8 protein-coding genes are annotated in these 12,355 nt (G+C 50.6%); 6 read left to right on the forward strand and 2 right to left on the reverse strand.

The annotated features are described in order from the left end of the window. Positions 1 to 75 precede the first annotated feature (75 nt). Together emrA and emrB are read left to right on the forward strand one after the other, a co-directional pair. On the forward strand, positions 76 to 1,242 hold the full coding sequence (gene emrA / locus DW47_RS0114800; protein ID WP_029687201.1) for a multidrug efflux MFS transporter periplasmic adaptor subunit EmrA: 1,167 nt from the start codon (positions 76 to 78) through the stop codon (positions 1,240 to 1,242). 17 nt (positions 1,243 to 1,259) lie between these two features. Next, positions 1,260 to 2,813 (forward strand): multidrug efflux MFS transporter permease subunit EmrB, encoded by a 1,554-nt coding sequence (gene emrB / locus DW47_RS0114805; protein WP_029687203.1) that lies wholly within the window; start codon positions 1,260 to 1,262, stop codon positions 2,811 to 2,813. 73 nt (positions 2,814 to 2,886) lie between these two features. On the opposite strand, the gene DW47_RS0114810 is transcribed toward emrB, so the two are convergent. After that, positions 2,887 to 3,876 (reverse strand): tRNA/rRNA methyltransferase, encoded by a 990-nt coding sequence (locus DW47_RS0114810; RefSeq protein WP_029687204.1) that lies wholly within the window; start codon positions 3,874 to 3,876, stop codon positions 2,887 to 2,889. Between the two features lie 174 nt (positions 3,877 to 4,050). Here DW47_RS0114810 and trxC point away from each other — a divergent pair, with 174 nt between their 5' ends. The 4 genes from trxC (at position 4,051) to pssA (ending at position 9,409) form a co-directional block, all read left to right on the forward strand. Then, positions 4,051 to 4,470: a thioredoxin TrxC gene (gene trxC, locus DW47_RS0114815; protein ID WP_029687205.1), complete on the forward strand. Its 420-nt coding sequence runs from the start codon at positions 4,051 to 4,053 to the stop codon at positions 4,468 to 4,470. Between the two features lie 82 nt (positions 4,471 to 4,552). After that, positions 4,553 to 5,254 carry a tRNA-uridine aminocarboxypropyltransferase gene (locus DW47_RS0114820; RefSeq protein ID WP_029687206.1) on the forward strand — a complete coding sequence of 234 codons (702 nt, stop codon included), beginning with the start codon at positions 4,553 to 4,555 and terminating at the stop codon, positions 5,252 to 5,254. Positions 5,255 to 5,283: 29 nt separating this feature from the next. Next, the gene (locus DW47_RS0114825) at positions 5,284 to 7,929 is read left to right on the forward strand and encodes a bifunctional acetate--CoA ligase family protein/GNAT family N-acetyltransferase (RefSeq protein WP_029687207.1); all 2,646 of its coding nucleotides are present in this window, start codon (positions 5,284 to 5,286) and stop codon (positions 7,927 to 7,929) included. A 127-nt stretch (positions 7,930 to 8,056) separates the two neighbouring features. Beyond that, positions 8,057 to 9,409: a CDP-diacylglycerol--serine O-phosphatidyltransferase gene (gene pssA, locus DW47_RS0114830; RefSeq protein ID WP_420911409.1), complete on the forward strand. Its 1,353-nt coding sequence runs from the start codon at positions 8,057 to 8,059 to the stop codon at positions 9,407 to 9,409. A gap of 525 nt (positions 9,410 to 9,934) precedes the next feature. Here pssA and DW47_RS0114835 read toward each other — a convergent pair. After that, positions 9,935 to 11,197, reverse strand: coding sequence for an MFS family transporter (locus DW47_RS0114835; protein ID WP_029687209.1), 1,263 nt, complete (start codon positions 11,195 to 11,197; stop codon positions 9,935 to 9,937). Between the last annotated feature and the right edge of the window lie 1,158 nt (positions 11,198 to 12,355).

The following is a 12,355-nucleotide window of genomic DNA, read 5'->3' on the forward strand; positions in this document are numbered from 1 at the left end:
TCTCCGGTACCGGCTTTTCACTTGAAAAGGTTGCAAGGTACCGGATTTTATACTTATACCTATCCGGAGAATACCATGAGTGCAGGTGAAGAAACGCTGCCACCCCGCCAGCCAGCAAAGAATAAAAGGAAAACCCTGCTTAGTCTGCTGGCACTCGTCTGTGTCCTGGCGGCTATCGGCTACTTTGTTTACTGGTTGCTGGTGCTGAGCCATTATCAGCAAACCGACGATGCTTACGTCTCCGGCAACCAAGTACAAATCATGCCGCAAGTCTCCGGCAGCGTAACCAAAGTCTGGTTCGATAATACTGACTACGTGAAGCAAGGCGATATCCTGGTCTCTCTGGATAAAACTGATGCCCAGCAGGCCTATGAAAAAGCAATGACCGGTCTGGCCACCAGCGTTCGCCAGACCCAGCAGGCGATGATTAACAGTAAACAGTATCTGGCCAACATTACCCTGAAAAAAATTGCCCTCAATCAGGCCCAAGCTGATCTACAGCGTCGTATCCCATTAGGTAAATCGCAACTGATTGGTCGTGAAGATTTACAACACGCCCGTGATGCGGTCACCAGCGCCCAGGCAGCCTTAGATGTCGCCACTCAGCAATATAATGCTAACCAGGCGATGCTACTGAATACCTCACTGGAAAACCAACCAGCAGTCCAGCAGAGCGCCACCGCGTTGCGTGATGCTTGGCTGGCATTACAGCGTACCGATATCCGCAGCCCGATTAATGGTTACGTTTCTCAGCGTTCCGTGCAGGTCGGTTCACAGATCTCCACCTCCAGCGCGCTGATGGCAGTGGTACCAGACCGACAGTTGTGGATCGATGCCAACTTTAAAGAAACCCAACTGGCCGATGTGCGTATCGGTCAACCGGCCAAAATTGTCTCCGATATTTACGGCGATGATGTGGTCTACCACGGTAAGGTAGTGGGACTGGATATGGGAACCGGCAGTGCGTTCTCTCTGCTTCCGGCACAAAATGCCACCGGTAACTGGATCAAAGTGGTTCAGCGTCTGCCGGTGCGGGTTTCTATCGATCCACAAGACTTGGCAAAACATCCGTTACGTATTGGCCTATCGACATTGGTGACCGTGGATACCAGCGATAAGCAGGGGGCTGTCTTAGCCACTAGCGTTCGAACCACACCTGCCTATCAGAGTAATGCTCTGGAGCTTTCTCTGGCACCGGTGAACCAGGTGATTGCAGCCATTATCCACGCTAACGCGGACTGATGGCCGGAGACAACAGTATGGAGAAGAAACCTCTAGAAGGTATGGCACTGGTCTTAATGACCATTGCCTTATCGCTGGCGACCTTTATGCAGGTACTGGACTCCACTATTGCTAACGTGGCGATCCCAACCATTGCCGGAAACCTGGGGGCATCCAACTCCCAGGGGACCTGGGTGATCACCTCATTTGGTGTCGCTAACGCTATTTCTATCCCCCTCACCGGCTGGCTAGCGAAACGCTTTGGTGAAGTAAAATTGTTTATGCTGTCCACCGTCAGTTTCGCCATCGCCTCCTGGGCATGTGGTATGTCCAACAGCCTGACAATGCTGATCGTTTTCCGCGTCATTCAGGGCGTGGTGGCAGGTCCACTGATCCCGCTGTCGCAGAGTCTGCTACTGAATAACTATCCGCCGGCAAAACGCAGTATCGCCCTCTCTCTATGGGCAATGACTGTTATTGTTGCGCCGATCTGTGGGCCGATCCTCGGCGGCTGGATCAGCGATAACTACCACTGGGGTTGGATCTTTTTTATCAATGTGCCTATTGGTATCATCGTCATCCTCTTGAGCCTGCAGACACTACGTGGCCGTGAAACGCGGATCATTCGACAACCCATTGATATTGTCGGACTGGTCAGTCTGGTGATTGGTATTGGCTGTCTACAGGTGATGCTGGATCGCGGTAAAGAGTTGGACTGGTTTAGCTCGACAGAAATCGTCACCCTGACGGTGGTCGCGGTTATCGCCCTACTGGTGTTATTGATTTGGGAGCTGACAGACAAACATCCGATTGTGGATTTGAGCCTGTTCCGTTCACGGAACTTTACCATAGGCTGTGTCTCTATCAGCTTAGCCTATATGCTCTATTTCGGGACTATCGTACTGTTGCCGCAACTGTTGCAGGAAGTCTTCGGCTATACCGCGACTTGGGCTGGTTTAGCGTCGGCGCCGGTCGGTATTCTGCCGGTACTCCTCTCCCCCATCATTGGTCGATTTGCCCATAAAATTGATATGCGCTGGCTGGTAACCTTCAGCTTTATCATGTACGCCATCTGCTTCTACTGGCGAGCCTATACCTTTGAACCGGCGATGAACTTTGCAGCCTCTGCCTGGCCACAGTTTATCCAAGGATTTGCGGTAGCCTGCTTCTTTATGCCACTGACAACCATTACCTTGTCAGGACTGCCGCCCGAGAGTATGGCCGCGGCATCCAGTCTATCGAACTTCCTGCGCACCTTGGCAGGTTCAATTGGCACATCGATTACCACCACGTTATGGAGTAACCGTGAGTCGTTGCATCACAGTCAGTTGACCGAAGCCGTAACCCCTTATAATCCCAATGCACAGCAGATGTATCAAAAGCTGGAAAATATGGGCATGAGTCACCAGCAGGTCTCGGCTTGGATGGCGCAACAGATCACCGAGCAAGGACTGATTATCTCCGCTAACGAGATTTTCTGGGCCGCCGGTGGAGTGTTTATTCTATTGCTGGTCACCATCTGGTTTGCCCGTCCACCTTTTGGCAGCGGTGGAGGGGGGAGTAAAAAAAGCGAGGCCGGTGGTGCGCATTAACCTGTACCAGTGCCGATGAGTGAATGACAGAAACGAAAAAAGCGCCTAATGGCGCTTTTTTTATCAGACAGACTTAGTGATTCTGACGCCACCACTGAGCAAGCAGAATACCGGTCGCCACTGAAACATTCAGGCTTTCAACATTTCCAGTACCGTCGATAGAGACACTGATATCCCCCTGCTTCAGAGTAGACTCGGTGAGACCATCACTCTCCTGCCCCAGTACCAATACCATCTTCTTAGGCAGTTCTGTCGTCGAAAGTGGCGTACCGGTGTGGCTGGAAGTGGTCACAATGCTGTAACCCGCTTTACGGAATGCATCCAGCCCGGCGGCAAAACTATTGGAGGTAATGGCCTGAACATGTTCAGCGCCACCTTCTGCAGTACGGACGGCGGCACCGGATTCCAGCAGAGAAGCATCATCGACTAAGATCCCTTTGGCACCAAAGTGTGCGCAGCTACGCATGATCGCGCCGAGGTTATGCGGGTTACCGACATTTTCTAATGCCAGTACGCACTCTTTCTCCCCGGCATTCGCCAGCCAATCGGCAACATCCTGCCCCATATGCTTTTTGATAATGAAACAGACGCCGCCGTGGTGTTCAGTACCCGCCGCTTTGACCAGCTCCGCATCGTCCACCACGTGGTAAGCTTTACGGTTCGCCGCTAACCAGCGTAAGGTTTCACGGAAACGCGGGGTCACGCTCTGCACAAACCAAGCGCGAACAATCGCTTCAGGACGGCTCTGGAACAGCGCCTGACAGGCATTTTCGCCGTACACGCGGGTCTCTTCCTGACGCTGTTTACGGATCACTTCGGGATCAACAATATTTCTCACCGCGGGTTCTTTCGTCGTCTGCGGCTCCTCAGCAGGAGAACGCGACACAGTCCGCCACGGAGAACGGGATTTCTCTTCCTGACGACGACCTGGCTCCTGCTGTCGTGACGGAGAACGACCTCCTTTGCCTGTCCGCGGGTTACCGGTACGTTGACGGGTATCATCCTCGTTGCGAACATACATCACTTTTACTTTACTGCTTTTGCCTTTTAAATCGTCGCTCATTCTTTCCTCCTGTTCTGGAGCGCGAAGATTACCTGATGTCACGCTGCTAATCTATCAACTTTGCCCCGAATCCCTTCATCTATCAGAGTAATTGCCGGATCCTGTTGGTGGTTGTTCTTAGTATGGCAGATAATTAACGCTACTATGAACTAATGACCGTCCCCGGAGGGGTGAATGAATACTGTATGTAGCCACTGTCTTGCTACCAATCGTATCCCTGATGACAAAATCAGCGATGCCGCTAAATGCGGTCGCTGTAAAGAACGGCTTTTTTCTGGCGAGGTGATCAATGCCAGTTCCGCCAGCTTCGATAAGCTGTTGCAGGATGATTTACCACTGGTGATCGACTTTTGGGCGCCTTGGTGTGGCCCCTGTGTCGGTTTTGCGCCGGTATTTGAAGATGTCGCGGAAGAACGTGCCCAGCATATGCGCTTTATTAAAGTGAATACTGAGAGTGAGCCTGAACTGGCGGCACGTTTCCGCATCCGCAGTATTCCCACACTGATGCTGTTCAGTGATGGTAAACACCAGGACACCCTAGCAGGCGCCCTGCCGAAATCCTCTTTTGAGCAGTGGCTAGATCAGTCCCGCTAATTGTGCGTTTAACTGGCTGGGAGAGACTACGCAGTGGCGGGCTTTTGCTTTACACTGCAGTTTTCTCGGATTTCCTGTGACTATGTTAGAAAATGCTGTACTGACACTCAGGGCACAGCGCTTGGCAAAATCGACACGCCCGTTCCTCGCCCGCGGCAACCGGGTGGTACGTTGTCAGCGCTGCCTATTGCCCCTTGCACACTGTTTATGTGCCACCATCACGCCACTGCCCGCCCGCAGTCAGTTTTGCCTTGTGATGTTTGATACCGAGCCAATGAAGCCCAGCAATACAGGTCGGCTGATCGCGGATATTCTGCCAGCAACCACCGCTTATCAATGGTCACGAACTCAACCTCCTCAAGCGCTGCTGGATACCGTCAACCGACAGGACGTCCAACCGCTGGTCGTCTTTCCCGGCCACTATGCGCCGCAGGGACGTGAAGTGATCACCACTCCACCGCAAAGTGGTAAGCCGCCGTTATTTATCATGCTGGATGGTACTTGGACAGAAGCGGCAAAAATGTTTCGCAAAAGTCCGTGGATGGATAATTTTCCGGTGATGTCGCTGAATGTTACCCGCCCTTCTCGTTATAGTTTGCGCGAATCCCCCACAGCCGGACAACACTGTACGGCGGAGGTGGCTATCGCCCTACTTGAACAAGCTGGTGATCAGCTTGCCGCAGATGGACTACAGTCCCACTTTGATAATTTTCGTGAGCGTTATCTGGCAGGTAAACCTTGGCATCCGGCCAATATCACGGAAAATCAAAAAGACCCACAGTAAACTGAGGCAATTATTTCAGGAGGATCACCATGAGCCAGCGTGGCCTTGAAGCGTTACTGAAACCCGAAACCATTGCCGTGATCGGGGCCTCAGAAAAACCTGGTCGTGCCGGCCACCTGATGATGCGTAACCTTCTGACCGGCGGTTTTAGCGGTCCGGTGTTGCCAGTGACGCCGAACTGGCGCTCGGTGTGTGGGGTCATGGCCTACCCGTCAGTGGCTGAATTACCCGTAATCCCTGACTTAGCCATTATCTGTACCCACGGCAAACGGAATATCTATCTATTACAGCAGCTTGCCAGCAAAGGCTGCAAAGCCTGTCTGATTCTTTCCGCGGCCCGCGAACAGTTTACATCCCTGAAGGCCTTAGCCGCTGAATTGGGTATTCGCCTACTCGGGCCGAATAGCCTCGGGCTGATCTGCCCCTGGCAGGGCGTCAATGCCAGTTTTTCACCAGTGCCTATTCGTGCCGGTAAATTGGCCTTTATTTCACAGTCAGCAGCAGTCTCCAACACCTTACTGGATTGGGCTCACCAGCGGCAGTTAGGATTCTCTTGGTTTATAGGTTTGGGGGACAGTGTTGATATTGCGGTGGATGAGTTGCTGGATTTTCTGGCCCGTGACAGTAAAACTCGAGCCATCCTGTTGTCGTTAGAAAACTTGGATGATGCCCGCCGTTTTGTTTCCGCTGCACGCAGCGCCTCTCGTAACAAACCCGTGCTGGTGATTAAGAGCGGACGTAGCCGGGAAGCTCAGCAACTGTTAGACGCAACCGAGAGTCTCGACTCGGCTTGGGATGCGGCTATCCGCCGTGCCGGTATGTTACGGGTAAAAGATACTCATGAAATGTTTTCCGCCGTTGAAACGCTGAACCTGATGCGCCCGCTACGGGGAGACAGGCTGTTCATTATCAGTAATGGTGCAGCGCCCGCCGCCCTAGCGCTGGATGAGCTCAATGCTCGGCATGGTCAATTGGCCCCTTTAACCCCAGCGCTCAGTGAAGCTCTTTCAGCGGTACTGCCTGCGAAAATTTCCCCCGCCAATCCGCTAGATTTACAGGATGATGCCACCAGCGCCCGCTATCTAGCTGTGCTGACGCCTTTGCTCCACAGCCATGATATTGACGCACTAATGATTATTCACGCACCGAGCGCTGTTTCCCCGGCCAGCGAATGTGCCACCGATATTATTCGTTTGGCAGCGCAACATCCCCGCGGACGACAAGTCACCCTACTGACTAATTGGTGCGGCGAACATTCCTCAAGGGAAGCCCGTGAGGCGTTTACCCGTGCCGGGATCCCGACGTGGCGAACACCCGAGGGTACGGTTACCGCCTATATGCATCAAGTCGAGTACCGGCGTAACCAGCAACAGCTTCGTGAAACGCCAGCCCGGGCTGCTCGCTTGCCCAAACAACACCGCGATGTACGTCGACAACTACAGCAGGCACTCGCCGAAGGTCGTACCCATCTTGATACCCATGAAGTCCAGACGATGTTCCGCAGTTATGGCCTAAACACCTTACCTACCTGGCTTGCCAATAACAGTGAACAGGCAGTGGCCGTAGCAGAAAGAATCGGTTATCCGGTGGCTTTAAAACTTCGCTCTGCTGATATCCCGCACAAATCGGGGATCAAAGGCGTGATGCTCTATCTCCATACTGCACAAGAGGTGGAGAGTGCTGCAGAGGCAATCCTTAAGCGAGCCTCTCAGACTTGGCCACAAGCGAATATTGAAGGATTACTGGTACAGAGTATGGCTCGCCGTGCGGGTGCTGAAGAACTACGTATTACTGTATATCCTGACCCGCTATTTGGCCCAGTGATTATCCTCGGTGAAGGCTCTGGCGAATGGCGCAGTCATCAGCCATTGGCTGTTGCACTGCCTCCGCTCAATATGACACTAGCTAAAAATCTGGTGATCAGAGCTATCGAGCTTGGGACCGTCAGGGATAAAAATGCCTTACAGCCGCTCGATCTCACTGCCGTTAGCCAGTGTCTGGTACAGATTTCGAATATGATCATTGATTGCCCAGAAATTCAGTGGCTGGATATTCATCCGCTGCTAGCATCTGGCCCTGACCTGACCCTGCTGGATGCTAGCGTGTCTCTGGCAACTTTCGGCGGCGATAGCGAGGCTCGGCTGGCTATCCGCCCTTACCCGCAACGCTTGGAAGAACGAGTCACGCTAAAGGACGGTCGTCAGGTACTGTTCCGCCCCATCCTCCCGGAAGATGAACCGGGTCTTCAGTCCTTTATTTCACGCGTGACCAAAGAAGACCTCTATTACCGCTACTTCAGTGAGATCAATGAATTTACTCATGAGGATCTCGCCAACATGACACAGATCGATTATGACCGTGAGATGGCTATCGTCGCGCTGTACGATAACGGAGACAGTGAAGAAATTATCGGCGTGACACGTGCTATTTCGGATGCCGATAATATTGACGCTGAGTTTTCAATTCTGGTGCGCTCAGACCTGAAAAACATTGGGCTGGGTCGACGGCTATTAGAGAAGCTGATCACCTATACTCGGCAACATGGTCTGCTGCGACTGAACGGCATTACCATGCCGGAAAACCTTGGCATGATCACCCTAGCAGAAAAACTCGGATTCAGGATGGAAAGGAAACTTGATGAAGGTATAGTAAACCTTCAGCTAACTTTACGTTAGTCGTTTAGGATCCAGAGAAGCGTAAAATTACGACGGCAGGATAAGGTTAATGTTACACTTCCTCCTCAGAACTATGCCCTTGTCGGTGACGACGATACATTGAACAGAGAAGAAGCGCATTGTGATATTGTCAAAATTCAAACTCAATAATCACCAACAGTACCTCGCGCAACTGCCCGGACTTACACAATCCCCTGCTGATTTCACTATGCTTTACTCAGCAGTGGAGTTTCATCGTACTTTGCTGGAAAAAATTGCCGCCGCGACTTCGCGGATCTGTCTGGTTGCCCTGTATCTGGAAAATGATGAAGGCGGCCGCAGCATCATGGATGCACTGTATGCAGCCAAGCGTGCAAACCCCTCCTTGGATATTACTCTGTGTGTGGACTGGCACCGCGCCCAACGTGGCCGTATTGGTGCGGCGAAAGCCATGACCAATGCAGACTGGTACTGTGAAATGGCCAGCCAAAACCCGGAAATTGCGATTCCGGTTTACGGCATTCCGGTCAATACCCGTGAGGCTCTAGGGGTTCTCCACCTGAAAGGGTTTATTATCGATGATTCGGTGATCTACAGTGGCGCTAGCCTGAATAACGTCTATCTGAATCAACAGGACCGTTACCGCTATGACCGCTACCAGGTGATCCGCAATCCGGCCCTGGCTGATACCATGTTTGAGTGGGTAGAGATCAACCTTAAGCAAGCCGAAGCGGTTCACCGCCTCGATCGTGCTGAACGCCCTTCCAGCCCAGAAATTAAAAACGAAACCAAGCAATTTCGGCAGGAACTGCGAACCTTTAACTACGACTTTGACGATAACTCGGATCAGGGTGGACTCACGGTCACACCACTGGTGGGTCTTGGAAAAAATAACACTCTCAATCAAACCATTTTCCATCTGATGCCTTGTGCAGAACAGAAGCTGATCCTCTGTACGCCCTATTTCAATATGCCAGCGATCTTGGTCAGAAATATCATTCGCTTACTGCGTCAAGGCAAACAGGTTGAGATCATCGTTGGCGATAAAACCGCTAACGACTTTTATATTCCCCCTGAAGAGCCATTTAAGATTATTGGTGCATTACCGTACTTGTATGAGATTAATCTTCGCCGCTTCATCAGTCGGTTACAGTATTATGTCGATAACCAACAACTAACCGTCCGTCTCTGGAAAGACGGAGCTAACAGCTACCATTTGAAGGGTATCTGGGTGGATGAGGAATGGATGTTACTCACTGGGAATAACCTCAATCCACGCGCCTGGCGTCTCGATCTGGAAAATGCCCTGCTAGTCCATGATCCGGAACTACAACTCCGCGATCAAAAGGCTAAAGAACTGAGCCTTATTCGCGAACACACCTCAATTGTGAACCACTATAATGAGTTGGATAGCATCTCAGAATATCCGGCTAGGATTAAAAAGTTGATCCGCCGCTTAAGACGGATCCGTATTGACCGCCTAATCAGCCGTATCCTGTAAAGCCATTTTTCGGTTATAAACGACAGTAAGTATTTGATAATAACAGCCCTGAATGATCAGGGCTGTTTTGTTTGCTCGTTGATCTGCTTACATCCTGTATCATCACCAATACCTCGGTCTGCGATAACCCTCGCCTTATCGACTGTTTTTCGCCGTCAGCCCATTACTCCCTATCAGGGCATCGCGTACGACAGTTCCGAATAGAACAGCCGCAGCTTGGGATTTAGGCAATGCATATTCTTTTAAGACTGAAAAGTATGTCATCACGGAAGTTATTCCTTAGCGGACCTGTCCCCGGGAATGGTAACGAATGAAGCTATAGTGATGTGAGTCCAGCCTCACCGATAGCATCAATAATGAGTTTTGCTTGGTACTTCTGTTTATTTTTAAAATATAGCTACGAAGTTTCATGGGTTCTTCGAGCAAACTTGGGGGCTGTTTAATAGTCGTTTTAATGGGACGGGTAAAAAGGATGATAGGGTATGGAGGAGCAGACAGCCCCGAAAGGCTGTCTGTAAGGAAAAATCAGAGAGCTATACCTTTCCCTTTTTTGTGCAGTCCCAAGGCAATCACGAAACTGATCGCGCCCATAACCGACACATACCAGAAAAAGCTGCTTTCAATACCTGTATTTTTGAGCAGTAACGCCACATATTCTGCAGAACCACCGAAGATTGCATTGGCTAGGGCGTAAGGTAACCCCACGCCCAACGCACGGATTTGCGGTGGAAACATCTCCGCTTTTAATACACCGCTAATAGCGGTGTAAAAACTGGTAGCCAGTAAGGCAATCACAATCAACAGTAATGTAAACCCAGTAGTGTTACCCGGATTTTTCAATAAAGTCAGCAGCGGAACGGTTAGCAGTGCGACACCGGCACCAAAGATAAGCATCGAAGCGCGACGACCGATTTTATCAGACAGCGCGCCAATAACTGGTTGCAGTACCATAAAGACCAGTAAAGCACAGGTCATGATGAGACTGGCCGTATCAACATTAAAACCGGCCGTATTCACCAGATACTTTTGCATATAAGTGGTAAAGGTATAGAAGCTCAGCGAACCGCCAGCCGTAAAGCCGATAACCATCAGGAACGGACGCCAGTGATTTTTTAGCAGACCGCTCAAGCTTCCCGCATCTTTATGTTCACGCGCAGTAGTATCTGACGTCTCATGCAGTGAGCGACGCAACCAAACAGCAATAACCGCTAATACCGCTCCTAGGAAAAACGGGATACGCCAGCCCCAAGCACGTAATTCGGCATCAGACAGGATCTGTTGCAAAATCACCACTGTCAGGACCGCCAGTAATTGTCCGCCAATCAGAGTGACGTACTGGAAAGAGGCATAAAAACCCTTACGCCCTGCGACCGCAACTTCACTCATGTAGGTCGCGCTAGTACCGTATTCCCCTCCCACAGACAGTCCCTGCAGCATTCTAGCTAACAGCAGTAGTGCCGGTGCCATTACACCAATTGAACTATAGGATGGCAGACAGGCGATGACCAACGAGCCGAAACACATCAGGCACACCGAGATCAGCATAGAATTTTTACGACCATACCGATCGGCGACATAGCCGAATAACCAGCCTCCGATAGGTCGCATCAGAAAGCCTGCCGCAAAAATACCGGCAGTTTTCAGTAACTGTGACGTCGTATCCCCTTCGGGAAAGAAGATATGGGCAAAATAGAGCGAGAAGAATGAATAGACATAGAAGTCGAACCACTCTACCAAGTTCCCGGATGAAGCACCGACGATAGCTTTAATCCGGTCTAGATTTGTCATGGGTGGTGTATCTGCAGAAGCGGCTGCAGAAAGAGGGCTTTTTGACATGGATAGCCTTAATAGTTATTAGACGTTTATTGGTCATTCCAGCATAAGTATTGGTGTGGCAAAGTAAAGAACATTTATCATTTTTCGTTATATAAACAAAGATTTCCTGAAAAAAACCATAGATGATTAGAGCTCCCCGATTTACTTTAGATATAAATTCCATAAAACAATCAATGATAAGTTTGAATAACTAGCATTCAAAACAAAAACAGAATCTGTGAGCATTTTCGAACGGAGGTAGCATAATGAACGTTCAGTTTTTATGATAATCTCAATACCATATTTAATCTATTTTCATGCATAAAAATACACATATAGGCCGTCGATTAAGGGGCCAGTCTAATTCGATGGCTCAAGTAGGTGAAGTGAGTCACTACTTCTAGCGCTGTTGCAAGGGTGCAGCAGGAATTAATGTTGTTTTTTTATACAGTTAATAACTACTGCCCAATACAGCAGAGCAACAATTCACCGGCGATGGCGTATTCGGGTACAGAACGGACCCAAGATTTTAGCAAAAGCAGCCGCTTTAGCGAGAAGTTGTGGTGAGCATTTTCATTTATAGACAGGAAAAGAGTCGTGAGGTAGGGCATTTTTCCGCCCCAATGCAAAAAGGCCATCCGTAAGGATGGCCTTTTTGACTGTTTGGATGCCTGGCAGTTTACGGCTCACTGCGTTCACCGCCCTACGGGCCGTTGCCGCAGGCAACGTTCAAAAGCGAGCTTTTGTCCTACTCTCGCAGAGGGAGACCCCACATGAGCGTTGTTTCGGCACTTATTCACGCACTTCACCGCTTATATTTGCCCCAATGCAAAAAGGCCATCCGTAAGGATGGCCTTTCTGACTGTTTGGATGCCTGGCAGTTTACGGCTCACTGCGTTCACCGCCCTACGGGCCGTTGCCGCAGGCAACGTTCAAAAGCACGCTTTTGTCCTACTCTCGCAGCGGGAGACCCCGCACTACCCTCGGCGCTACAGCATTTGCCCTACTTTACGGCTTATTTCGGATTATTTGGCCCAATGCAAAAAGGCCATCCGTAAGGATGGCCTTTCTGACTGTTTGGATGCCTGGCAGTTCCCTACTCTCGCATGGGGAGACCCCACACTACCATCG

Source organism: Tatumella saanichensis, assembly GCF_000439375.1.
Lineage (GTDB): Bacteria > Pseudomonadota > Gammaproteobacteria > Enterobacterales > Enterobacteriaceae > Tatumella > Tatumella saanichensis.